This window comes from Allobosea sp. RAF48 (genome assembly GCF_052114025.1).
Lineage (GTDB): Bacteria > Pseudomonadota > Alphaproteobacteria > Rhizobiales > Beijerinckiaceae > Allobosea.
In genome coordinates this window covers 113,865-137,704 of sequence record NZ_JBFRDZ010000002.1, presented here as the reverse complement: position 1 = coordinate 137,704, position 23,840 = coordinate 113,865, and the positions used below count along the sequence as shown (strand labels likewise).

The following is a 23,840-nucleotide window of genomic DNA, read 5'->3' as shown; positions in this document are numbered from 1 at the left end:
GTCGTGAAACGAGCCTTTGCGGCCTTCTCCCTTCTCCTTCTGGTGCAAGGTGCCTATGCCGGCGAGCGCTTCGAGCCCGGCCTATGGCAATCGACCGCGTTCATCGGCGGCAAGAAGGGGCGGGTTACGGGGCCGCGCTGTGTCACAACCCAGGAGGCGCAGTCCATGAACGGCTCCGCCAGCGCCATACGCAAGGTGCTGGAGGTCGACCCGGCCTGGCAGGGCTGCGCGATCGGGGAGGTTCGCACAGAGGGAATGCAGGTCGATTTCACAGCGACTTGCGCCGGGGCGGTCGTCACGACCTCGCGGACGACCTATCGGGGCTCGTCCTATGAGGGAACGATCACCGTGACCCGTCCCGAGACGCCGGCATTGGCCATGTCGATCAGGGGCGAGCGGGTCGGCGCATGTCCTTGACGGCACGGTGTTTGGTGGCCGGGCTGCTCGCCACAGCCCCTGCCCACGCCTTCGAATTTCCCAGGGATCGCGAGGCAAGCGCCGAGCAGTTGCTCGACATCTGGCGCTATCAGCAGTCCAATCTGGTGAAGGATGGCATCGGGCCCGTCAGGATCCTCGATTTCCAGCGCCGCTTCTTCCCGCCGATCCGTTCCGTCGGCGGGCTGGCCTACATCCGCTTCCAGCCTCTCGCTGCCTCCGGCGACATGTCCGGCTGGAACACGGCGAATTGCGCAGGAGAGAACCTTGCCGGGTCGGGCGTGCAGCTCGTGTTCTACTGGAGCGAGGATGAGCGCCGCTGGCTGAACCAAACCTCGGTCGGTTCGACGCTCTGCGCGACGGAGCGGGATTTGTCCCAGGCGCAGATAGACGAGGTTCTCCGCGCCGAGGATTATCCCAAGCCGCCCCGGATCGCAGCCCGCGATGTCAGAACCCCACCCCAGGGCTCGCCCGAGCGCAAGGCGATCCTCGACGCTGCTCGCGTCCTGTTCGGCAAGGACGCACCGCACATCGTCTTCGAGGTGGTCACGTTGAAGGTCGCGGCCGGTTTCGCCTGGGCGGTGCTGATGCCTCGCTACCGGAATGGCAAGCGCGTCGGCTGTATCGAGGGCGACGATCTCCAGACCGAATTATGGCTGAAGCAGGAGGCGGGTCACTGGGTCGTCAGGAGCGGCCGCGCCTGCACGGGCGATCCCGTGGCGCCATCGGGCGAGACCATCGGAGCGCCACCCGAGCTGGTAGGTCAGAGGTCGTGGCCCTGGCTGACGCGATAGCCATGGGGGCGTCCTGAACGTCGGCACGCGGGGCGTCCCGATTTTGGACGGGGCGCCTCAACGGCAGGACCACGCTGGCATGCCGATGCGTTGAATGTCCGCTTCCAGTTTGTGAAGAGTTTCGGACTTTGGCTCGCCGCCCGGCGTCGGACAGTCCTAGCTGGACGGATCGATGCCGGTTCCCGCCCAAAACACGCGTCATGCGCGTAAGCGTTCTGTAAGCCAGCCAGCCTACACCTTGCTCACCGAACCGACGGGCTTTGCCCTTTGAGCAGGAGCAGGTTGATGAGCGCGGAGCCAGATAACGTCCCGCTGAACGACGAGACGTTGGAAGACGTGAACGGCGGGTACAGCGTGGTGGATGGTCTGGCGAGGCTCGGCCACTCTGTCGAGAGCAGCTTTCTGAAGGGCCGTGACGTTGGCGACAATGTGGCTGGCACTGCCGGCTCATACGCAGGCGCTGCCCTCGGAGCTGTCGTCGGCACATTTACCGGCATCAAGAATGAGATTGGCAATGAGGTCAACGAGGCAATCGTCGCCCTCAAGGATGTCGTCCGTTAGCCGCTTCAGAGCGGGATTGCACGGGCGAGCGGCATGATCAACAGCCGATGGCTGTGTCTTCTGTTCCTGTGGCGATGCGCCATGCCCGCCGATCCGAGAGGCCCCTGCAGGAGGCCAAATCGGGGCATGTTGCGGCGGCACAGGCGGACCCGCGACAGTCTGAGGGATCCGACGTCGAGCTGCCTCAGTCGGCAGAGACCTCAGAGGTCCATTGCCCAGCGTGAGACCGCGGTGGCCATGGTGGCGAAGTGATCAAGTTGCGAGAAGCCAGAGCCCTTGCGTGGCTTCAGGTCGTGATCGCCATCCTCCAGCCAGAGCAGGCTGATCTGCGACGAGAGCGAGTAACCTTCAACCTCGTCACGGCCGCCAAACACATCGCGTGTCCCCTGCACGATCAGGGTCGGCGTGGCGAGTTCCGCGAGATGGTTGGTCCGGAGCTGCTCTGACTTGCCCGGGGGATGGAACGGATACCCGAGGCAAAGCAGACCCTTGATGGTGCCGGCGGAATAGAGGTCGTCGGCGATCATGCTCGCAACACGGCCGCCCATCGATTTGCCCCCGATGACCAGCTTCCCATCCGCCTTTAAGGCGTCGACGGCCGCGAGGTACTCCGGGATCAATTTCTCGGCGCGCGGCGGCGGCTTCCGCGTCGATGCAATCCGGCGGCTAGCCATGTATTCGAACTCGAAGCGTGCCACGCGCAAATCTTGGTTGGCCAAGGCGGCAGCGGCTGCCGCCATCGATGGAGAATCCATCGGAGCTCCGGCCCCGTGAGCCAACAAAACCGTCACGCCTGCGTGCTGCGGCCCGTCGTATAGAATGTTCACAGCAGAGCGCCTCTCGAAAGACCATCGCTATCGCAACCGCCGGCGGAGGTCGGGGCCGGCCGCATGAAACGCCCGTATCCCGAACTCAGATCAATGTCAGCTGCGCGGCGAACCGGAATCCAACAGCATGTACCGCCTTGAGGGGAAGCTCGACTCCTGCATCTTGGGCTTTTTGACGAAGCCGCCGCACCACTGCGTCCAGACTACGGCTTTCGCTATTCGCCTCGGCGTAGCCCAGGCCCTGAGCAAGCTCCTTTCGCGACACCGTAGCCCCTTCGGCGCGTGCCAGCGTCTCAACGAGAATCATCTCGCGTCCTGAGAGAGCCAGTCGCGCGCCATTCGGGTGCAAGAGCGCTTGTCGCATTGCATCCAGTCTCCACGCCGAATCCGAGCGCAAAGATGAGGCTGGATGATCCAGAGACGATCGCGGAGACCCCATCGCTCGTGCTCGTCTGGCGAGGTTGCGGACGGCGAGCACGAGTTCTTCCCCGTCAACCGGCTTAGTCAAATATAGGTCGGCACCTTCTCCGTACCCCCTGACACGGTCATCGCGCCCCGCACGCGCCGTTAGAATGACAACACCCATGTTCGCTTCATCAGCCGCATCGCGGGCGAGCTCGAAGCCGCTCGTATCGGGCAAATTGATATCGATAATCGCCACATCGAAGCGATCCGCCCGGAGTGCCTTGTAGAAAGCAATTCCCGAAGAGGCTTCTGCGACCTTCAATCCGCTCAGTCGAAGGTAGTCCGCCAATCCGGCGCGCAGGTCATTGTCATCCTCGACAAGGAGAACGTGGATCGGGGGATCCAGCTTCTCAGGCGGCAAATCGATCTCTCGCGGCATAGCAGCTTTTGTCACGACTCGGGTAAGCACGACGCGGTGCTCGAATCGACAATGTGTTTATACCGCCGGAACCGGTGGATGAAGTCCGAGGGAACGACTTGGCTAAATTTGCGAACCGCTGGTGGGGGCTGATTGTCGTTCTTCTGATTGCTTCAATCACCCTGCTAGCCAACTCGGCCCGGCCGGGATCGACTCACGAAAACGGTCCGCATGAGCAGGAGCTCGCGACCAACGGGCTCGTGGACGAGCTGCCGCTTGACGGGCGCATCTCCGTACTCATCGACCCCTCTCGAGACATGGCGCTCAAGGATATTTTGGCCGCCGGCGAACGCTTCAAGCCGGTGCGAGGGAGCGGGGTCAACCTCGGCTACGTTCGCGACGCGGCCTGGCTGCGCATCCGGATTCCGAATGCCCTGAGCGGACAGGCGCTCCTTTCGCTAACTCCGAATTTCGTGGACCTCATCGATGTCCATGTGGCGGACGCCGCTGGCGAGCCCGAGGTCGACGATTTCACGCACTACGCTATGGGCGACCACCGACCGTTCCCGTCGGACGAAGTGTCCGGGCTGGATAATGTCGTGCCCCTCAATCTGCGCGCAGACCGAGAGGGTATCGTTTACGTGCGCATTGCGAGCGTCAATTCCTCGCTCAACATCTCGGCAGCGCTCTATTCCGCGGCTCGCCATACGTATCGCGTCACGCTCATCAGCTTTGCTGCGGCCCTCTGGTTCGGAGGGATGGGGGTGATGATCTTGATACAATTGGTGTTTTATCATTTTGAGCGCAAGGCATCGTATCTCCTGCTGGCCTTTTCCACCTTTGCCGCGATGTTGGTTTACGTCGGTAATCTCGGGTTTTCGCGGCTTTTATTCTTCCCGGACGGTGGCAACGGCAACGATCTTTTCACCGGAGGTGCGGCTTGGCTCGGCCTCGTGGTTGCGCCATTGGCCGCAAGCAGCATCCTGGAAATGCGAGCGCGAAGCCCCTGGCTGCATCGCATCTTCCTTGGCGGTTCTATCGTCGGCTTCGTCGGCATCATCTTCGTCGCTTTCGATGCCAATCTGAGTTTCGCTCCATACGGCAGTCTTTTTATTCTCGCCCTGGCCACGCTGGCGATGCTCTTCGGCCTTAGGGAGATGCGCCGAGACGATGCCGGGACCGTGCTGCGCGCCGTCGCCTACTTGATCGTTTGGATCGGATTGGTAGCGACGGTCACGCAGCGCGCGGGCTATTGGTTGCTGCCCAACTGGCTAGCCCACAGCTACACGGTCAGTTGCCTCATCCAAACGCTTCTGCTGACAGCCTCGCTGGCAGTCCGCCTGCGTGCCGCAGAGGCGATGAATCGCTCGATGAGCAAAGAAGCCCTCGTCGCCGCGCAGGCTGCAGAACAGCGCGCCAATGCCATGGTGAGGGAGCGGACGGTCGAACTCGCTGATGCAAAGCGAGTCGCCGAGGATGCACTCAAGACCGAATTGGAATCGCAAGCCCAGCAAGTGCAGTTTCTGGAGGTGATCTCACATCAATACCGCACGCCGCTGGCGGCAATTCGGTCCAACGTCGATAGCATCGGTCTTAGCCTGCCGCAGGACGACATCGACAACCGCCAAAGGCTCGATCGCGTTCGGCGCGGTATTATCAGGCTGGTCGAAACCTTGGAGCTCAATCTGAGCCGCAGCCGCCTTCAGGGCCCCAGCTTCGCACCTCAGTTTGCGTGTACTCTCTTGTGCGACGTCGTTTCATCCGCCGCCTTCCGGGCACAGGATCTTTTTCCCGCCGACATCATCACTGAAATCGATCCGCAAGCGGAAAGAGCATATCTGATGGCGGACATGCCGATGCTTGGGATCGCGATCATCAACCTGCTGGAAAACGCCGTCAAATTCTCGAACTCGGGAGATCGGCCGCGCGTGATCCTGGGCTGCCGCGCAGCGGGCGATGAAGGCGAGATTGCTGTCACCGACGGTGGAATTGGAATCCCCGTCAACGACATCGATCGCATCATGGAACGAGCAGTCCGCGGCTCGAATGCCAGCAGCATCGACGGTTCCGGGCTCGGCCTCTCCCTGGTTCAACGCATAGTCGCGGCGCATAATGGTCGCGTGGCGATCGAAAGTACCGAGGGGAGTGGAACAACGGTGCGGCTGATCGTTCCGCTCGCTCAATAGATTACCTTAGGTAAGTATTGGCGAGGCCGAGCCCATACGGCGGTCTAACAAAAGTGATTGTTTCGCGGCGACCATAGGCGGACGAGCGCAAACCGATCGTATTTCTGCGCGCGTGATGATTTGGCGACGGTTTTCGTTTCAAACCGTTCCAAATCGCTCCAGGGCGTTCCTATTCGTTTCTATCCCGGAAACAGTGCGACCCGTAAGCCTTTGCTGGCGTGCGCGATTCGCCGCGGCAACTGGGCCGCGAGGAAGCCGGCCCAGGATTCCCTGGGCGGGGCGCAAGCGAAGAGTGTGTCCGCCATCGGTGAGGCTGTCGAGACGATCCGTCCTGACTTCGAGCGCCGCTGCGTTCCAAAGGGAATGGTCGTGAAGTCCGAGCTCCGTCATCAGACACGCGCAGGTTCGGCTTCCGCTCGCGCGAGGTTCGATCGACCTTTCCTTTACGGTGTCAGCTGGGCTCCGTTCGTTCTGCCGATGATGTTGGCAGGGCCTGCGGCAGCTCAGCAGGCCCATGAAAAAGTCTCGATCGACAGGCGCATGCTCAGGGGGGCGGACGGCATCGATGGCAAGGCCGGCTGGCTGAGCGTCGACCGAGAGGCGACAAAGGGCGAGGACGGGCCCGGCATTTTTCTCGAGAACGCGTTCTCCTCGACCGCAGCCCCGGCCCAGGGAAGCGCGGTCATCATTGGGTCGACCGGCGGGCTGGGTGGTGGGGGGCCTTCCCAGGCCTTTGTCGATGTTCATGGCGCTGATGGCGGTCGAGGCGGCACGGTATCGGTGATTCAGACCGGATCGCTGGCCGGTTCGGGCGATCAGAACGGGCCGCCGCTGCCGACGTCGGGGGGCAACCCCTGGTTCCATCGGGATGCTCGCTGGGCGGGGGCGGGCGGCACGGGTCTTCTGATCCTCTATTCGCAGGGCGGGAACGGCGGCCTTTCCAATGAGGCGATGGGACGCGGCGGGGCCGGCGGACCCGTTAGCCTCGACCTGCGTAACGCGCTCGAAACGCGAGGTTCGCACTATGCTGGAGTGTGGGCCCGTTCGCTCGGCGGCAATGCCGGGAGTGGCGGAACGACGAAGGGCCGTATCGCGGATCTGACCGGTGGCGCCGGCGGATCCGTTTTCGTCGAGATCGGTCGCGCCGGCTCGATTGTCACCAACGGCGTGAGCTCAACCGGCATTATCGCTGAGTCGCTCGGCGGCGCGGGCTCGCAGCGCGGAAATGCCTTCTATTCCAGTCCGTATACGAGCAATGGCGGCGGGGGCGGCACGGTCGAGGTCCTGAACCGGGGCACGGTCACGGTCAACGGTGCCAGTTCGGCCGGCATCCTCGCGCAGAGCATCGGCGGGCATGGCGGCGACCAGGATCACAGCGGCGGCCAGCCGGGAGGCATGGGCGGCAAGGGTGGCCGTGTTGGCGTCTCGCAGCTCGGCACGATAACGACCTGGGGCCAGTACTCGTTTGGACTTGTGGCCCAGTCGCTCGGAGGGACCGGCGGCAAGGGTGGCGGCGGCGTGTTCGGAGGCGGTGACGGCGGCAAGGCCGGTGCCGGCGGCGAGGCTCACGCCACGAACTATGGGACCATGGACACCCACGGGCTCGGGGCCACCGCGATGGTCGTCCAGAGCGTCGGAGGCGGCAACGCGACGGGGGCGTTCCAGCTTGGGCAGATCAAGCCCGGCGTGAGCGGCGCAGGTGGCGGCCAGGGTGGCTCCACATTCTTCGGCTCGGGCGGCGATGGCGGCACGGGTGGCGACGGCGGCAACGTCAGGGCTGTCAATCTCGGGGCGATTTCGACGAGCGGGAAGGAAGCCTACGGCATGCTCGCGCAGAGCATCGGCGGCGGTGGCGGCGCTGGTTCGTCGTCACAGTCGCTGGGCTTTGGTGTCAGCATCGCCGTGGGAGGGCATGGCGGCGGCGGCGGGAACGGCGCCGAGGTCGTCGTCTCGGGCTCTCCCGGCGCTTTCACCGACTTTGATTTCAACCCCACCAGGGCTCCCTCCATCAGCACGACCGGTGCGGGCGCCACCGGCGTGATCGCAATGAGCGTCGGCGGCGGCGGCGGTGTCGGAGGTGCGGCGAAGGCTGCGTCGGCCGGCGTGGTCGCGAGCCTGTCGATCGCCGTGGGGGGCGCAGGCGGCGATGGCGGCGACGGTGGCAGGGTCGTCGTCGACAATGAATCGATCATCTCTACGACCGGGCGCGCCGCCCTGGGTATCCAGGCGAAGAGCGTCGGCGGCGGCGGCGGCAATGCCGGCAATGCCTCCAGCTATGCCCTGGCGGTCGCGCCACCCGACCTGCCTGCGGTATCGCTGAGCTTCGCGGTCGGCGGCAAGGGTGGCAAGGGCGGCAGGGGCGACGAGGTCGTCGTCAACAACCGCACCGCGATTTCGACCTTCGGCAATGACGCGACCGGCATCGAGGCCATGAGCGTCGGCGGGGGCGGCGGTTCCGGCGGTACGGCGACCACGGCCGCCGACATGCTCAGCGGTTACCTCAACATCGGGCTCGCCGTATCCGTCGGCGGCTCCGGCGGCGGCGGCGGCAACGGCAGTGCGGTCACCGTCCGCAATTACGGCGCGGTTCGCACCCTCGGCGATTTTGCCACCGGAATCATCGCGCAGAGCGTCGGAGGCGGTGGCGGCAATGGCGGCAGTGGCTCGGCGATGGCCGCGCCGGGCCTGTCCTGGAACGAGATCGCCAAGAGCGTCGCGAGTGAGGCGCTTCCGCTCGCGGATTCGATCACGGCTCGAATCGCAGTGGGAGGCTCAGGCGGCGATGGCGGCGTCGGCGGGGCCGTGACGGTCGAGAACCACGGTGTCATTTCCGCTTCGGGCAAGAACTCGTTCGGGATTTTCGCCCAAAGCGTCGGCGGCGGCGGCGGCAACGGCGCCGGCTACATGGCCAGCGGCAAGGGGACGCTAAGCGGTAAACTGACCATCGGTGGCAGTGGCGGAGCCGGCGGCAAGGGCGGCGACGTCGCCGTGGTCAACGCGGACGGCGCGCGCATCGAATTGGGCGGGGCCGGCACGGTCGGCATCTTCGCGCAAAGCGTCGGTGGCGGTGGCGGCAACGGCGGAAGCTTCAGCGGCACGACGAAGAAGGCTCCGGAACTCGGCGACAAGCCGGGGCAATTCGTGCTGCAGATTGTCGACGATCTCCTCAAGATCGACGGGCTGATCGTCGACGCGATTGGCGATCCCAGTGAAAAAAAGGCAATCGAGGACTACAAGTTCTTCGACAAGAAGGGCCCGGTGCAGACGCGGATCGGCTATGCGAAGAACGTGCTCAAGGTCATCAACGCCATCTTTGAGAAGGAAGAGGGCCGTCTCGAACGCGCGGTCAAAGCCGGCGGATTCATCGCTGCGGGCATCGCTCTCCAGAAACTCAAGGCCGAACTGAAGACGGCCTACAAGGAGGCCAGTTCCAAGTCGAAGGTCGAGCTGCCGAACGTGGATCTGACGCTCGCCTTCGGGGGCTCCGGCGGCACGGCGGGCGACGGCGGCACCGGCAAGGTCGAGAATTTCGGCCAGATTCTGACCCGGGCCGACAACAGCTGGGGCATCTTCGCGCAGTCGATCGGCGGCGGCGGCGGCCGCGGCGGCAGCGGCGTGGCTACTGGCAACAACAATATCAATGCCACTTTTGCGTTCGGTGCGGATGGTGGAAAGGGCGGCCGGGGAGGCGAGGTCTCGGTCACGAACGTCGGCGATATCGCGACGGCTGGCGCCGGTTCGATCGCCGTTTTCGCTCAAAGTGTTGGCGGCGGCGGCGGCGCCGGGGCCCTCGCTGCGAGCGGAAACTCGATCTCCATATCCAGCAATGTGAGGATGGGCGGCGACGCCGGGCAGAGCTCGCCCGGCGGCGGCGTGAAGGTCGTCAATTCCGGCAATATCGAGACAAGCGGCCGCGAGGCGCACGGCGTCGTGGCTCAGAGCGTCGGCGGCGGCGGTGGCGCCTTCATCTTCAGCCGTCCCGACCCGACCTCCTCATCGGTCCTGGCCGCCGACGCGGATGAGAAGGAAGTGCTCGACCTGACTTATGAGCTGCTGAGAAAAGCCGGGATCATCAAGGGCGACGGTACGTTCGCCGGCGGCGGCGAGGAGGATGTTTCGACCACCGTTCTGCCCATGCCGACCTCGACTTTGGCGTATGGCGGCAAGGGCGGTGCGGGCGGTGGCGGCGGCACTGTCGAACTGTCGCATTTTGGCAAGATCACCACGCATGGGATGGGTGCTTTCGGCATCTTCGCGCAGAGCATCGGTGGGGGAGGCGGCTTCAGCGCGGATGCTTCGAACAGCGGCTTCCTCGAGCAGACCACGAAAATGGGTGGCGAAGGCGGGGCCGGTGGCGCGGGCGGCAAGATCGAGCTCACGCTTGGCGCGAATGCATCCGTCAGAACGGAGGGGGCCGGGGCGCACGCCGTCTTCCTGCAGTCGATCGGCGGCGGCGGCGGTTACAGCGGGGTTGGCTATGAGGCGCCGCCCGGCCTCAAAGCCGAGTTCGTCAGGGATTCAGCGGCGAGCGGAAACGGCGGCAAGATCTCCATCAGGATGGCCGATTCGGAGAGCTCGTTCACGCTGGCGACGAGCGGCAAGGCCGCGCATGCCATCTTCGCCCAGAGCTTGGGCGGCGGCGGTGGCTGGACCTACGACGTCAACGGCAAGGCCGGCCTCGTCAAGGATGACGGCAAGACGCGGTCGCGGGCCGTCGGCGCGGGTGAGACCATAAACCTCGACACGCGCGGCCAGATTCTGGCTTTCGGCGAGGATGCCTACGGTATCTTCCTGCAAAGCGGCGTTCAGAAGACCGACGGAACGCTCGACCGCAGCCGTCGCGGCGGTGTGATCAGCATCGTCCACGAAGGAACGATCATCGGAGGCTCGGGCCAGGGCGCAGGCATTCGGATCGACGGCGGCGGCAGCGAGAACAAGATTGTCCTGAAGAGCGGCTCTCACCTCAGCGCGATCTCCGACAAGGCGATCATCGGCTCGGTCAACGCCGACCGGGTGGAGAACGAGGGCGAAATCATCGGTTCCGTCGATCTCGCACCTGCGGACAAGCTCGCCAGCGACAAGTTCATCAACAAGCTCGGCGGCCGCTACACCATCGCGAGCTCGGGCTATGTGAACGTCGGCCAGGGCGGAAGCTTCGTGAACGAAGGCATCTTCGGCATTGGTGGCGCTGCCCGCGTGGTCGGCGATTTCGACCAGGCCGCCAGCGGCCGGATGATCGTGAACTTCATGAACCCCGCCACCAACAACGGGCTGAAGAACGGGCGCGTCCAGATCGAGGGCAAGGCCGGCCTTGCAGGGACGATCGAACCGAACGTCTCGTGGCTCCTGCCGGGCGACTATCGGATCATCTCCGCGACGGGGGGCATTTCCGGCCTGCCCGCCATCGCCGGGCCGCAGGGAAACGGCATACCCATGTTCTGGTCCGTCGCACGCGACGCAAGCAGCATCACGCTTTCGCCGAGGGCGAGGTTCGACAATCCGGAGGGCGTGACACTCACCCGCGACCAGGGGGAGGCCGCCCGGCATTTGCAAGCCGCCTGGAATGCCGCATCGAGCGCGCAGGCCACCGTCTTCCCGCGCTTCCTGGGCATCGCATCGCCAGCGCAGTATGGCGCGGCGCTCGATGAGCTCTCGCTCGAGCCGACGCAATATGTGACCAACACCAAGATCAAGGATGCTCGGCTGGCGATGCGGGCGGCCATGAGCTGCCCCGCCTTCGAGAGCGCGACGATGCTCATGCGCGAAGGCGAGTGCGTCTGGGGGCGGATCAGCGGCGGCTATTCGCGGATGTCGCCTTCTCAGGATGAAGGCGGCTACCGTCAGCGGCAGACCAGCTACCGGATGGGCGCGCAGAAGGAATTCGCGCCTGGCTGGTTCGTCGGTGCCACCGCGTCCTTCACCCGCGGCGAGCTGGATGATGCGGACGGCATCACGGGAAGCAAGACCGACAGCTACGACGCGTCCATCGCGGTCAAGCGTCAACTCGGGAACTGGCTGTTCGCGGTCTCCGCGACCGCCGGAAAGACGGAGCAGCAGAACCTGCGCGCGATGACGATCAGCTCCTCCACGGCGGTGGCGATGAGCCAGTCGCATGTCGAGGCGCTCGGAGCGCGGTTCCGCGCTGCCTACGAGCTGCCGTTCGCGAACTGGTATGTCCGTCCGTATCTCGACGTGGACGCGCTCCATCTGCGGACGCCCTCCTTCCAGGAATATGGCGCGGCAGGACTCGATCTGAGTGTCCTCAGCCAGCGGAAAACCGTCTTCGCGTTCAACCCGAACATCGAGATCGGCAGCCGCTTCGAGATCGCCTCCGGCTACTGGGCGCGGCCCTATGCCAGCGTCGGTTTCACGCTCCTCTCTTCGGATCACTTCACGACGCGCGCCAGTCTGGTTGGAGCGCCGATCGAGATCGGGACCTTCGAGAGCCGGTCGCGCATCCCGGACAAGCTCGTGGACCTTGGCCTGGGCCTGCAGATCAGCTCCGGGACGGGGCTGGAGTTTACGGGTGAGTACCAGGCGCAGACTGGCCGGGACTTCCTGTCCCACACCGGTTCGGCCCGCCTGGCCTGGCGTTTCTAGTCCCCGGATGTGGAGCACCCGAGAAACTGCGAGGCAGGTGGGGCCCGGCATCGTGGCCCTGCCCACCGCCGAGTGGAGGGCGAGCTGCGACGATACTGAGAAGAGCCTCGCGACGTCTGTTCTTCGCCAGCGTCGCGGCGGGCGCTGCTGCGATCTGCCTTTCCGGCGGCGCGGGAGCGCAGGCGGCCCCGGATTCGCTTGCACGCCGTCGGGCGGCAGTTCCGTGAGGCCGCGCGGGATGCGGGCCGGGTACGCGCGGCTTTGCCGCTCAGTACATGACGTGGATGTCGCCCTTCGGATCGTCCTTGCTCAGAGCGCCGCCGATGAGGCCACCGACGCCACCGATCACGCCACCGATCAGCGCTCCGACCGGGCCGCCAACCACGCCGCCGCCCAGGACGCCCGTCTGCGAGCCGGCCATGCCGAAGGTGAGGGCGTTCTTCAGGCCGCCACCGGCGATCGCCTCGAGGGCGTCGTCGTTCAGGGCGATGCCGTTCTGCCGGGTATTCATCTGATCTCTCCGCTTCCAGGGGCTCGGTGCCCGCCGTTTCGATGAGAGACCCTAGCGAGGGCCGCTTACATCAACCTGACAGCGGTTTTCGCCGGCAGAAATACGGCCGGCATTTGCGAATGTTCAACATTTGGCCGGCTTAGCTGGCCCGGAAAAAGAGAGTTCAGGATCGCTGCGGATGTCAGAGGTTCAGCCAGCCCCGGCGACGCAGCGGGGCACCGGAAGCTTGTTCCGGCAACAGTCCCTGCAGCAGCTCGACAGGCCGGAGGATTTCCACGCGCCGCTGCGTGTGGTCGGCCGCGTCGAGTGGATTGCCGGCCTGCTGTGCCTCGCGCTCTGCGTCGCCGTCGTCGTTTGGGCCTGCCTCGCGCATTATCGTGAGACCGTGGAAGGCCCGGGCATCTTCGTGCGTGGCGGCGGCGTCTTCATCGGGCTCAATGCCCCGAAAGCGGGCTGGATCGACGGCCTTGTGCCGGCAGGCCAGAAGGTCACGGCCGACCAGATCGTGGCCTCGCTGACGACGCCGGAGGAGGATGCCCGCATCGCCGATCTGGAGCGGCGCATCGACCAGGCCGAGGACCATCGCACCGCCATCACCCAGCGCTACGAGGTTCGCATCGCGGCCGAGACGGCCGCGCAGCAGCGCCGGCGCGAGGAGCTGGACGAGGCCGCCGACCTGACCCGCCAGCGGATCGCCGAGGCCGAGGCGACGCTGGCCAATCGCGAGATGCTGTTCTCGCGCGGCGCCGGCACGACAGATCGCGTGCAGGAAGCGCGCGAGCGGCTCTTTGGGGCACGCTCGAGCCTGTCGCGCACCCAATCGGAGCTGGCTGCGCTGAACGGCGCGATCCTCGCGCTGGGCGGAACGCGCGACCAGGAGCTGGAGGCGAGCCAGCGCCAGATCCTCGACCTCAGGGGACAGCTCGAACAGGCCAGGTTGAGCCGCAAGCTCGCCGACGAGATCCGGGCGCCGCGCGACGGCATGGTCGCGCTGGTGCCCGTGACGATGAATGCCCTGGTCGCGGCCGGGCAGCGCATCATGACGCTGGAGACCGGTGGCGAGCGGCTGGAGGCCCTGTTCTTCGTGCCCGGCGACATGGGCAAGCGTCTGACGCCCGGCATGGAAGTGAGGATCTCGCCGTCGATCGCGCCGCGCGAGGAATACGGCATGGTCGTCGGCAAGGTCGTCTCGGTGTCGCCGCAGCCGGAGGGGCAGGCCGAGATCGCCGAGAGGCTCGGCAATCCGGATCTCGCACGGCAGATGGCACGCAACGGCGCCCCCTTCGAAGTGCGAGCGACGCTCGAGACCATCCCGGGAGAGACCGGAGGCTATGCCTGGACGTCCCGGCGCGGACAGGAGATCCCGCTCAGCAGCGGGCTGCTGTTCAACGCGAACGTTACGGTGCGGCGCGCACCGCCGATCACCCTGGTCATTCCGGCGCTCCGCCGCTGGACCGGGTTATGAGCGCGATCGACCATGGCTGAGAGCGCCACAACGGCCGCCGCCGCGCCGACCCTGCCGAGCGCGGGCCGGCCCCGCCGCGTGCCCACCATCCTGCAGATGGAAGCGGTCGAGTGCGGCGCGGCGGCGCTCGGCATGGTGCTGGCCTATCACGGGCTCTGGCTGCCGCTGGAGCGGCTGCGCGAGGCCTGCCAGGTCACCCGCGACGGCGCCACGGCCGCCTCGCTTCTGCGGGCGGCGCGCGGTTTCGGCATGGAGGCCAAGGGCTGGCGCGTGGAACCCGTGGCGCTGGCGCAGCACCGTTTTCCGGCCATCGCCTTCTGGCAGATGAACCATTTCGTCGTGATCGAGGGCGTCTCGCGCGGACGCGTCCAGATCAACGACCCGGCCTATGGCCGGCGCAGCGTCGATGTGTCGGAATTCGACGGCGCCTTCACCGGGATCCTGCTGACCTTCGCGCCCACCCCGGCGTTCCGGCCCGCGGGCGAGCGGCCGAGCCTGCTGCGTGCGCTGCTGCCAAAGGGCGGCGAGACCCGAGCGGCGCTGAGCTTCCTCGGCATCATCGCGCTCTGCAACGTGCTGCCGCCGATCTTCGTGCCCGCGGCCGGCAAGATCTTCGCCGACAACATAATGGTCCAGCACGCGACCAGCTGGCTGCGCCCACTGCTGACGGCGCTGCTCGGCTCGGCGCTACTCTCGATTCTGCTGTCCTGGCTGCACGGGCTGGTGCTGGCGCGGCTGCAGCGGCGGCGGGGCACGGAATCGGCCATCGGCCTGATGGCGCATATGCTGCGGCTGCCGATCGGCTTCTTTGCGCAGCGCCATGTCGGTGACATCGCCTCTCGGATGGAGGCTGCGCGACGCCTGTCGCACAGCGCGGTGGTTTCGATCTCCTCGGCGCTGTTCAGCATCATGGGCGCGCTGATCAGCGCCGCGATCATGATGGTCTACGACGTGCCGATGGCGCTGGCTTGCTTCGCTTTCGCGGCGGCGGATGTCGCTGCGATTGCCTTCATCACCCGCATCCGCGTCGAGGGCGTCCGGCGGGTGGTGGTGCAGCGCTCGCGAATGGCCAGCGTCGCACTCGGCGGCATCCAGTCGATCGAGACGATCAAGGCCTCCGGTGCCGAGGACGCCTTCTTCGCGCGGTTGATGGGCGCGCAGGCCCAATTGCTCAACATGATGCAGGAGCTGGAGCGTTCCACGCTCTTCCTCACTCTCGCGCCTTCGGCGATCAAGGGCCTGTCCTATGCGGCGCTGCTCGGCTGGGGCGCGCTGAAGGTGATGGACGGCGAGATGACCGTCGGCACGCTGATCGCGTTTCTGGCGGTGCTCCAGGCCTTCCACACCCCGGTCCAGTCGCTGGTCGGCGCGGTGGCCGGGCTGCAGGAGCTGCGCGGGGACCTGGAGCGCGTGCAGGACACGATGCGCCACGCGCCTGCAGCCCGCCTGCAGCGGGATGCGGAGATCGCGGCCGGCTGGCCGGTGCAGCACGGCCGGCTCTCCGGCGGCATCGACATCCGCGGGCTCGGCTTCGCTTATCCCGGCCAGGCGGGGCTGCTCGACAAGCTCGACCTCACCATCGCCCCCGGCCAATGGGTCGCCGTGGTCGGCGGCTCAGGCAGCGGCAAGTCGACCCTGGCGCGGCTGGTCGCCGGGCTGCTGCATCCGGCGGCGGGAACCATCCTCTTCGATGGAACGCCTGCCGGCGATGTTCCGCGCCGCGTGCTGGCCGGCTCGCTGAGCTATGTCGAGCAGGATGTCGTGCTGTTCGAGGGTACGGTCCGCGACAACATCGCGCTCTGGGACGGCTCGCTCGACGATGCCCGCATCATCACTGCCGCACGCGATGCCGGCGTTCACGAGGAGATCGTGCGCCGGCGCGGCCAGTATGGCGCGACCGTCGCCGAGGGCGGGCTGAACTTCTCCGGCGGCCAGCGCCAGCGTCTGGAACTCGCCCGCGCGCTCGCGACCGATCCGGCCATCCTGATCCTCGACGAGGCAACCTCGGCGCTCGATCCCGTGACCGAGGCAGAGGTCTTCGCCAATCTGCGCCGGCGCGGCGTCAGCGCCCTCGTGGTCTCGCACCGGCTGAGCACGGTGCGGGACTGCGACGAGATCATCGTGCTCGACCGCGGGGTCGTCGTGGAGCGCGGCACGCATCAGACGCTGATCTTGGCCGGCGGCCGTTACGCGGAGCTGGTCCGTGCAGAGTGAGCTGACCCGAAGCGCAACCTTCGCCTCCGCAAGCCGGCCGGCCGCGCGCATCGGCTGCGAGGAAGGCTTCGCCTACCGGCTCGCCGGTACAGGAGCCGAGCTCTTCGTCGAGCAGAAGGACCAGGCCGGCAGCCTGCGCCATGTCGCGACGCTCGGCGCGGGCGCCGCGGCCTTCGGCATCGCGGGGAAGGGGACGCGCCTCGTCCTGATCCCGCAGGACGGCACCTCCGTGGAGACGATTTCCCTGCAGGCCCTGATGGGCCGGCCCGATGACTTCGCGCGCTGCGCCGAGGCCTGGGTCGCCGCGATCGCCGAACGCGCACGGCATTTCGCCGACGTTCCCGGGCAGGTCGCGCATGCCGGCGTTCCGGGCGAATTGCCGCCATCGCAGCGGTTGGAGCCGGGCCTGAAGAGCCTGGCGGCGGGCGAAGCTGCCTTGCCCCAAGGTCAGCAGGCCGTGCTCTGGTGCCATGTGCAGGCGGGCGCCTGCTTGAACATGTGGGGGCGGAGCTCCGGTCCGGATGATCTTCCGGTGCCGGTGTTGCGCAGCGCACCGCTTCACGCCGAGAACGCGAGCGAGATTCTGGTGGCGGACAGCTTCACGATGGCACGCGGGGGCTCGCTCGCTGCCGCGCTCGCTGGCTTCAACGCCGTTCTCGGCCGGCTGCTGCAGGCCTGGTGCGGCGCCAGGATGGAGGCGCTTGGCCGGCATGTTGCGGCCGCCGCGGACGCGGACGCTGCCGCAATCTCGGCGGCGATGTCGAGGCTCGCCGGGCACGGAGCACGGGGCGCGCGACAAGACCGCCCGGGGCTGGAACCGCCGCTCGCGGCCGCGATCAGAACCGTCGCCAAGGCGATGGGCGTCAGGCTTCCGGCGGATTTCGGCCGCATCCGTGCCGCTGGCGCGGATGGCGACGCACTGGCGCTCTACAGCGCGAAGGCCGGGCTGAGGTCGCGCGAGCTGCGGCTGCAGGAAGGCTGGTGGCGCAAAGCGGGCGAGGCGATGATCGGGCAACTGCGCGACGGCACGCCCGTCGCGCTTCTTCCGGCGCGCAGCGGCTGGCGGATGGTCCGCCCGGGCAGCGGCGAGCACATCCGGCTCGATGAAAGCGTCGCGGGTTCGCTGGCTGCGCATGCCCATGTGCTCTATCGCGGCTTTACCGGCAGCGAGGAGCGTCCCGGCCGGGCGCTCGCCGCCTTCGTCTTCGCGATCGTGCGCGGGGAGATGGCGCTGATCGCGCTGGCGAGCCTCGCCGCCGGGCTGCTCGCGATGGCGACGCCGTTCCTTTCCGGCATGCTTGTGCAATCGGTCATTCCGGACGGGGTGCGCAGCGAGATTCTGCAGCTCATCCTGACGATGGTCGCGGTCGCCTTCGGGGTGATGGGTTTCGAGCTGGTGCGCGGCCTTGCAGTGCTGCGCGTCGAATCCGTGCTCGGCTCCGCCGTCGAAGGTGCGCTGTGGAGCCGCCTGCTGCGGCTGCCGCCCGGCTTCTTCCGCCGCTATGGGGCCGGCGATCTTGCCCTGCGCGCGGATGCGGTGAACCAGATCCGCCGGACCGTGGGCGTCGCCAGCATCACGGCGCTGATCGGCGTGCTGTTCTCCTCCGTCAATCTCGTCGTGCTCCTGAGCTACGGGCTGAAGCCCGCCCTGCTCGCCCTCGCCATCTGCGCGGTCCAGCTGGTGATCCTGCTCGGCATGGCGCTGTTCGAGCTGCGGCTGCAGCGGCGCGCGCTCGACAATGGCGGGGCGATGCAGACGCTCACCGTGCAGATCTTCCAGGGCATCGCGAAGCTGCGTGTCGCCGCCGCCGAGAACCGCTTCCTGGCGCGTTGGACGCATCTCTTCGCGGTGGACCAGGCGGTGAACTTTCGTGCCAACGTCGTCGGCAGCGCGGTCACCGCCTTCGGCGCGGGCTGGAACATCCTCGTCATGGCGGCGCTGATCGCGCTCGTCGGCTTCGGCGGCGTCAAGATGTCACTCGGGGACTACGTCACCTATTCCGGCGTCTCCGGCCAATTCGTCTCCGCCATCCTCTCGCTTGCCGGCCTCATCCCCGCGCTGGCCACGGTGCTGCCGCTGTGGGAGCGCGCGCGGCCGATCCTGGCGGAGCCGACCGAGGACAGCGCGGGCAGTCTCGATCCCGGAACGCTGCAGGGCGAGATCGAGGCGTCCCGCGTGAGCTTCAGCTATCCCGGTGGCCAGACCGCGCTCAGCGATGTCTCGTTGAGCATTCCGGCCGGCGCCTTCGTCGCGCTGGTCGGCCCATCCGGTTCCGGAAAATCCTCGCTGCTGCGGCTGCTGCTCGGCTTCGACGAGCCGGACAGCGGGTCGGTGCTGCTCGACGGCCACGATCTGCGCGACCTCGACCGAGGTGCCGTCCGGCGCCAGCTCGGCGTGGTGCTGCAACACAGCCGCATCGAGGCCGGCAGCCTCTACCACAACATCGCAGGTGCCGCTCCGTTGAGCCTCGAGGAGGCCTGGGAAGCGGCGAAACGCGCCGGCCTCGGCCCCGACATCGCGGCGATGCCGATGGGGCTGCACACTTATGTCGACGATGCCGGCGCGACGCTGTCCGGCGGACAGCGCCAGCGGCTCCTACTCGCCCGCGCGATCGCGAGACGGCCGCGGATCATGCTGCTGGATGAGGCGACGAGCGCGCTCGACAACGCCGCGCAGGCCCATGTCATGGAAACGCTGGCGCGGATGAATGTCACGCGGGTGGTGGTGGCGCACCGGCTGAGCACGGTGCGGTACGCGGACCGAATCTATGTGCTGTCGGAAGGTCGCGTCGTCGAACACGGCGACTACGAGACGCTGGCGGCCGCCGGCGGCGTGTTTGCCGGGCTGATCCGCCGCCAGGTGACGTGATCTGCGCCCTTCCCGAAGCCCATTTCCATCAAGGCCAGGGCCATGAGACTGCTGCTGATTGAAGACAATGACGAACTCGCCGGCCTGGTCGGCAGCCATCTCGAGGCGAGTGGCTACGGGCTCGACCGCGTCGATTGCGTCGACGACGCGATCGCGGTGCTGGATTCGCGCAGCTACGCGGCGATGATCCTCGATCTCGGCCTGCCGGACGGCGACGGCCTCAAGGTGCTGCGCCATGTGCGCGGCAAGCAACAGCCCTTGCCTGTGCTCATCCTCAGCGCGCGCGGCGCGATGGAGGAGCGGGTCAAGGGGCTGGAGCTCGGTGCTGACGACTATCTCGCCAAGCCTTTCGCCTTCGAGGAGCTGAAGGCGCGTATCGCAGCACTGCTGCGCCGACCGGGCGCGCTACTGGGCGCGCAGCTCACCGTTGGCAACCTCGCCTATGACACGCATGCCAAGCAAGCGCGCGTGGACGATCGCCCCGTCTCGCTCTCGGCGCGCGAGGCGCAGTTGCTTGAGCTGCTGATGCGGCGCGCCGACAAGGTGGTGCCCAAGAGCAGCGTCGAGGATCACCTCTTCGGCCTTGACGACGATTTCGGCTCCAATGCGGTCGAGGTCTATATTCACCGGCTCCGCAAGCGGCTGCAGGACGGGCAGGCGGCAGTGACGATCACGACGGTGCGCGGCGTCGGCTATGTGCTGACGGCCTCGGCATGAGGCGCCTCGGTCGGAGCCTGCTCTCGCGGATATTCCTGCTCCAGGCCGCGCTTCTCTGCCTGGCGGCGGTGGCCGTGCCGGTCGTCATCAACACGATGCTGCAAGAGCGAGCCGCCTTTTTCGAGCGCAAGGTGCTCGCCGACCGCGCGAGGCTGATCGCCGAAGCGCTGGAGACCACGCAATTCGGAGGGGTTTCGCTGTCGGCTAGCCGCTTTTCGCGTGAGGGCGAGGCTGGTGAATTCGGGTACGTCGTCGCTGACGGGTCGGGAGCAAAGCTGGTTTCGTCATCGCCCTTCGCAGAGCGGCTGCTCGGAGGGCTTGCCCGCAGCGATGGCGAAGCTTTCTCTTCCCTGTCTCTGGATGGGCGTCAGTATCGGGCCGTCAGCTTCCCCGTGACCGTGGCAGACCGCCCATTGTGGATCCTGCTCGGCTGGAATCTCAGTCAGGAGGACGTAATCCATGACGATGTGCTGCACAATTTCTTGCGCAACTCCCTGTTCATCACGTTGCCGTTGCTGGGCCTGCTGCTGCTGCTAAACGCGCTGGTGGTGCGGTGCTTTTTTCAGCCGGTGCTCGAGGTCAAGCGACAGGTGCAAGCGCTCGATGCGGTACGCGCTGAAGCGCGCCTCTCGACCACGAACCTGCCCTCCGAAATCCTGCCGCTGGCAGACGCCTTCAACGCCGCGCTCGCACGCGTCGAAAGGAGCTACCAGCTACAGAAGGAATTTACCGCCGACGCGGCGCATGAGCTGCGCACGCCGCTGACCGTGCTCGACGCGCGCCTGCAGAACCTGCCGACATCCGAGTCTCGTGCTGCCCTGCTCGATGATGCGCGACGGATGGGACGGATCGTCGGGCAACTGCTGGAAATGGCCAAGCTCGACCGGCCGGACGCCACGGGCGGCGAGACGGATCTTCTGGCGGTCGCACGCGAAGTCGTCGGCGATCTCGCGATCGAGGCGATCCGGAAAGGGCAGATTCTTGGCCTGACCGAGCCGGAGCGGACATCCTCGCTGCTCGTGCTCGCCCATGAGCAAGACGTTTGGCACATGTTGCGCAACCTGATCGAAAACGCGATCCGCCATACGCCGCCAGGTACCTCGATCGACGTCGCGATCGGCGCCGATGGAATTCTGACCGTGAAGGATGACGGGCCAGGCATTCCGCAAGAGCTCCACGAGCATATCTTCAAGCGCTTCTGGCGACGTCAGCGCAGCGACGGTTCCGGCGCGGGGCTCGGCATGGCGATCGTCCAGCGCGTCGCAGAGGCGAATGGCGGCTCGATCACTCTGCGATCGGCGGACGGCCAAGGCACCGCCTTCATCGTCAGGCTACCGCCGGCCGGCTGAAGCGGCGGCATTGCCCGCCCGGTACGGCAATCGCCCGGCTCCTCGCGGAACCGGGCGATCATGAAACGTCCCCGCGATATGTCAGCGACTGCCGACGAGGATCTCCTTGGTGCCGTCGAACTTGTAGAAGTTCGTCTTGCCTCCGGCGAGCTCACTGCGCACCGTGCCGGTCGAGCTGCTGGACTGTTGATGGAAGGAGGAGGCGTCTCCTGAAACGGAGGACGCACTCTCCTTCCAGACCCACCAGGAGCCGCGAGAGGGGGCCACCCACTGGCCCGCGCCGCCGGCAGCTGCTTCGAGCTCCTCGTCGGTCAGGGCGATGTTGTTCAGGTCCTGCTTGGTCATTGGCTTCGTCCTCTCTCGATCCATCCGACCGGCTCCCGATCGGCTCTTCTCGTGAGCGGACATTAGGCCGGGCTGCCTTACACCGACCTTACCGATCCCGAGCCCGTTACTGCCGCAACAAGAGCGCTGGAGCGGAACGCTCCGGCAGGGCGCGAGATCGACTTGACAGGCCGCTGTCACTGAATGCCAAGCCTGTGCAAGTGTGTTCATCGCATTTCGCGAGTCATCGTGCCGGCGCGTTCGCGGCCAGCCGAACTGAAGGCAGAGGCACGGCAGCCAACGATGAAGACGCTCATCGACTCCACCAATGCGCTGATCGGCGGACTCGCGGCGATACGCCAGCAATTCGGCGTGCCGGAGCATTTCCCGCCGGACGTCCTTGCGGCGGCGGAGGTTGCGGCGCGGCGAGCGCCGACCGAACATGTCGACCGCACCGATCGGCGCTTCGTCACGCTCGATCCCGCCACATCAACGGATCTCGACCAGGCCTTCGCCGTCGAGCGCAGCGGCGCCGACCTGCTGCTCCACTACGCCATCGCCGACGTCGCCTGGTTTGTCGACGACGGCGACGTCGTCGACCAGGAAGCTTGGCAGCGCGGAACGACGCTCTACCTGCCGGACGGCAAGGCCGGGCTCTATCCGCCGATTCTCGCCGAGGGGGCGGCCAGCCTGTTGCCCGCCGGTCCCAGGCCGGCGGTGATCTTCACGACCAGGATCGACCCGGACGGGAACGTTCATCTCGACGGAGCCGAACGCGCCATCGTTCGCAACACCGCCAAACTCGCCTACGACAGTGTCCGCGACGCGGATCTGCCCCCCGATTTTGCCGAGCTGGCGCGCCGCATTGAAGCCGCCGAGAGCCGACGCGGCGCGGCGCGCGTGGATCCGCCCGAGCAGGAGGTTGCGGCTGTGGAAGGCGGCCATTTTCAGTTGCTCTTCCGCCCGCGCCTACTGGCCGAGGACCATAACGCGGCCCTGTCGCTGGCCAGCAATCTCGCCATCGCGGACGCGCTTCTGGCGGCCCGGACCGGACTTTTCCGGGTCATGCCCGACCCGGATCAGCAGGCCGTCCTGCGCCTGCGCCAAACCGCGCGGGCCCTGGGGCTGCATTGGCCGGAAACAGCAACACTCGTGCAGTTCGAAAGGGCGCTGAACCCCGCCGACAGCAGCCATGCCGCCTTCATGCTGGCGGTGCGCAGGGCCAGCGGCGGCGCGAGCTATGTTCCCTATCGCGAAGGCGTGCGGCCCTGGCACGCGCCTATGGCGGCGACCTATACGCATGCCACGGCGCCGCTGCGCCGCCTCGCTGACCGCTACGTGATCCGCGCCGCCCTGGCGGTAGCAAACGGACGACCGGTGCCGGCCGCGGTGACGGCCGCGTTCGAGGCACTGCCTGCCGTGATGGGACGGGCCGATGCCCGCGACGGGCAAGTCGAGCGGGCCGTCGTGAGTCTAGCCGAAGCCTTGGTGCTTCAGGGCAGTGAGGGACTGTCGTTCGAAGCTTTGGTGACCGACATGGATGATCATGGTCTGCGGATCCAGCTCTGCGAAGTGCCCGTGACCGCGCGCGTTCGTGGGCAAGGCGACAAGCCGGGTGACAGGATCCTGGTCCGCCTCACATCCGCTGACCCTTTGCGGCATACGATCAGCTTCGAGCGGATAGGTGGCGTTTCATGACGCTGTGCGATCCCATCCTGCAGAAGTATGGCGTCGATGAATTGCTCTCAGGGAGCGGAGGCGCCTTCGCCGGCAACGGCTGATCGGGCCCCCTCGCGCCCTGCACGGTCAGCTGCTTTTCCCGGCAGCAGTCAGCTGACCAATTCCTTCGACCAACATGTCGCGACCGTGACCTGCGACACCGTCATTGCGGATGGCTGCACCTGTGACGGTGACAAAAACGCCGCCAACGATGAGGCCGACGCCCTTGGCGGTTTGGCTCGCGATGCCAGCGCCTGCAACGGTGTCGAGTTCGGCATCGGTCAGGGCAACGGACGGTTCGGTGTCGTTAGTCATCGTCAGATTTCCTCCTTCGGTCCGGCAGACTCTTTGCCCGACCCGATGAGAGGCATTGGAGCACTTTGCGCTTACAGGATTCTTACAGCACCCCAGCTCCCGCGCCTGAGCGAAATCCGACCTGACACCGA

General features: G+C 66.5%; 16 protein-coding genes. 11 read left to right on the top strand and 5 right to left on the bottom strand.

Annotation, left to right across the window (positions count from 1 at the left end; all coding sequences use genetic code 11):
- The first annotated feature begins 3 nt into the window (after window positions 1-3).
- The 3 genes from AB4Z10_RS04025 to AB4Z10_RS04015 all read left to right on the top strand — a co-directional run bounded on the left by AB4Z10_RS04025 (window position 4) and on the right by AB4Z10_RS04015 (window position 1,790).
- Window positions 4-417 carry a DUF3617 domain-containing protein gene (locus AB4Z10_RS04025; protein ID WP_441469092.1) on the top strand — a complete coding sequence of 138 codons (414 nt, stop codon included), beginning with the start codon at window positions 4-6 and terminating at the stop codon, window positions 415-417.
- Window positions 414-1,229, top strand: coding sequence for a hypothetical protein (locus tag AB4Z10_RS04020; RefSeq protein WP_441469091.1), 816 nt, complete (start codon window positions 414-416; stop codon window positions 1,227-1,229). Before AB4Z10_RS04025 ends, AB4Z10_RS04020 begins: the two co-directional genes overlap by 4 nt.
- 285 nt (window positions 1,230-1,514) lie before the next feature.
- Window positions 1,515-1,790 carry a hypothetical protein gene (locus tag AB4Z10_RS04015; protein ID WP_441469090.1) on the top strand — a complete coding sequence of 92 codons (276 nt, stop codon included), beginning with the start codon at window positions 1,515-1,517 and terminating at the stop codon, window positions 1,788-1,790.
- 200 nt (window positions 1,791-1,990) lie between these two features.
- Here AB4Z10_RS04015 and AB4Z10_RS04010 read toward each other — a convergent pair whose 3' ends face one another.
- On the bottom strand, window positions 1,991-2,617 hold the full coding sequence (locus tag AB4Z10_RS04010) for an alpha/beta hydrolase family protein (RefSeq protein ID WP_441469089.1): 627 nt from the start codon (window positions 2,615-2,617) through the stop codon (window positions 1,991-1,993).
- Window positions 2,618-2,702: 85 nt separating this feature from the next.
- Window positions 2,703-3,461, bottom strand: a complete 759-nt coding sequence (locus AB4Z10_RS04005) for a response regulator transcription factor (RefSeq protein ID WP_441469088.1) — start codon at window positions 3,459-3,461, stop codon at window positions 2,703-2,705.
- Between the two features lie 98 nt (window positions 3,462-3,559).
- On the opposite strand from AB4Z10_RS04005, the gene AB4Z10_RS04000 reads away from it, so the two are divergent.
- The gene (locus tag AB4Z10_RS04000) at window positions 3,560-5,626 is read left to right on the top strand and encodes a sensor histidine kinase (RefSeq protein WP_441469087.1); all 2,067 of its coding nucleotides are present in this window, start codon (window positions 3,560-3,562) and stop codon (window positions 5,624-5,626) included.
- 540 nt (window positions 5,627-6,166) lie between these two features.
- Window positions 6,167-12,226 carry an autotransporter outer membrane beta-barrel domain-containing protein gene (locus AB4Z10_RS03995; protein ID WP_441469086.1) on the top strand — a complete coding sequence of 2,020 codons (6,060 nt, stop codon included), beginning with the start codon at window positions 6,167-6,169 and terminating at the stop codon, window positions 12,224-12,226.
- Between the two features lie 268 nt (window positions 12,227-12,494).
- Here AB4Z10_RS03995 and AB4Z10_RS03990 read toward each other — a convergent pair whose 3' ends face one another.
- On the bottom strand, window positions 12,495-12,737 hold the full coding sequence (locus AB4Z10_RS03990; protein WP_441469085.1) for a hypothetical protein: 243 nt from the start codon (window positions 12,735-12,737) through the stop codon (window positions 12,495-12,497).
- 178 nt (window positions 12,738-12,915) lie between these two features.
- Here AB4Z10_RS03990 and AB4Z10_RS03985 point away from each other — a divergent pair, with 178 nt between their 5' ends.
- From AB4Z10_RS03985 to AB4Z10_RS03965, 5 genes are all read left to right on the top strand, one after another.
- A complete protein-coding gene (locus AB4Z10_RS03985; RefSeq protein WP_441469084.1) occupies window positions 12,916-14,202 on the top strand; it encodes an NHLP bacteriocin system secretion protein in 1,287 nt (428 codons plus the stop codon).
- Window positions 14,203-14,214: 12 nt separating this feature from the next.
- Window positions 14,215-16,416 carry an NHLP family bacteriocin export ABC transporter peptidase/permease/ATPase subunit gene (locus tag AB4Z10_RS03980; RefSeq protein WP_441469083.1) on the top strand — a complete coding sequence of 734 codons (2,202 nt, stop codon included), beginning with the start codon at window positions 14,215-14,217 and terminating at the stop codon, window positions 16,414-16,416.
- Window positions 16,406-19,285, top strand: a complete 2,880-nt coding sequence (locus tag AB4Z10_RS03975; RefSeq protein ID WP_441469082.1) for an NHLP bacteriocin export ABC transporter permease/ATPase subunit — start codon at window positions 16,406-16,408, stop codon at window positions 19,283-19,285. The genes AB4Z10_RS03980 and AB4Z10_RS03975 overlap by 11 nt, the downstream gene beginning before the upstream one ends.
- Window positions 19,286-19,327: 42 nt before the next feature.
- Window positions 19,328-20,002 carry a response regulator gene (locus AB4Z10_RS03970; protein ID WP_441469081.1) on the top strand — a complete coding sequence of 225 codons (675 nt, stop codon included), beginning with the start codon at window positions 19,328-19,330 and terminating at the stop codon, window positions 20,000-20,002.
- A gap of 74 nt (window positions 20,003-20,076) precedes the next feature.
- On the top strand, window positions 20,077-21,351 hold the full coding sequence (locus tag AB4Z10_RS03965) for a sensor histidine kinase (RefSeq protein ID WP_441469080.1): 1,275 nt from the start codon (window positions 20,077-20,079) through the stop codon (window positions 21,349-21,351).
- Window positions 21,352-21,432: 81 nt separating this feature from the next.
- Here the strand turns inward: AB4Z10_RS03965 and AB4Z10_RS03960 are convergent, their stop codons facing one another.
- Window positions 21,433-21,696, bottom strand: coding sequence for a hypothetical protein (locus AB4Z10_RS03960; RefSeq protein WP_441469079.1), 264 nt, complete (start codon window positions 21,694-21,696; stop codon window positions 21,433-21,435).
- Window positions 21,697-21,978: 282 nt separating this feature from the next.
- On the opposite strand from AB4Z10_RS03960, the gene AB4Z10_RS03955 reads away from it, so the two are divergent.
- On the top strand, window positions 21,979-23,373 hold the full coding sequence (locus AB4Z10_RS03955) for an RNB domain-containing ribonuclease (protein WP_441469078.1): 1,395 nt from the start codon (window positions 21,979-21,981) through the stop codon (window positions 23,371-23,373).
- A gap of 108 nt (window positions 23,374-23,481) precedes the next feature.
- Here AB4Z10_RS03955 and AB4Z10_RS03950 read toward each other — a convergent pair whose 3' ends face one another.
- Window positions 23,482-23,709, bottom strand: coding sequence for a hypothetical protein (locus AB4Z10_RS03950; RefSeq protein ID WP_441469077.1), 228 nt, complete (start codon window positions 23,707-23,709; stop codon window positions 23,482-23,484).
- Between the last annotated feature and the right edge of the window lie 131 nt (window positions 23,710-23,840).

Excerpts from the sequence above, each read along its gene's own strand:
- AB4Z10_RS04015 (WP_441469090.1), top strand. The coding sequence starts at position 1,515 with ATGAGCGCGGAGCCAGATAACGTCCCGCTGAACGACGAGACGTTGGAA.
- AB4Z10_RS03985 (WP_441469084.1), top strand. The coding sequence starts at position 12,916 with ATGTCAGAGGTTCAGCCAGCCCCGGCGACGCAGCGGGGCACCGGAAGC.
- AB4Z10_RS03990 (WP_441469085.1), bottom strand. The coding sequence starts at position 12,737 with ATGAATACCCGGCAGAACGGCATCGCCCTGAACGACGACGCCCTCGAG.
- AB4Z10_RS03950 (WP_441469077.1), bottom strand. The coding sequence starts at position 23,709 with ATGACTAACGACACCGAACCGTCCGTTGCCCTGACCGATGCCGAACTC.
- AB4Z10_RS03970 (WP_441469081.1), top strand. The coding sequence starts at position 19,328 with ATGAGACTGCTGCTGATTGAAGACAATGACGAACTCGCCGGCCTGGTC.
- AB4Z10_RS04005 (WP_441469088.1), bottom strand. The coding sequence starts at position 3,461 with ATGCCGCGAGAGATCGATTTGCCGCCTGAGAAGCTGGATCCCCCGATC.
- AB4Z10_RS03960 (WP_441469079.1), bottom strand. The coding sequence starts at position 21,696 with ATGACCAAGCAGGACCTGAACAACATCGCCCTGACCGACGAGGAGCTC.
- AB4Z10_RS03980 (WP_441469083.1), top strand. The coding sequence starts at position 14,215 with ATGGCTGAGAGCGCCACAACGGCCGCCGCCGCGCCGACCCTGCCGAGC.
- AB4Z10_RS03955 (WP_441469078.1), top strand. The coding sequence starts at position 21,979 with ATGAAGACGCTCATCGACTCCACCAATGCGCTGATCGGCGGACTCGCG.
- AB4Z10_RS03995 (WP_441469086.1), top strand. The coding sequence starts at position 6,167 with ATGCTCAGGGGGGCGGACGGCATCGATGGCAAGGCCGGCTGGCTGAGC.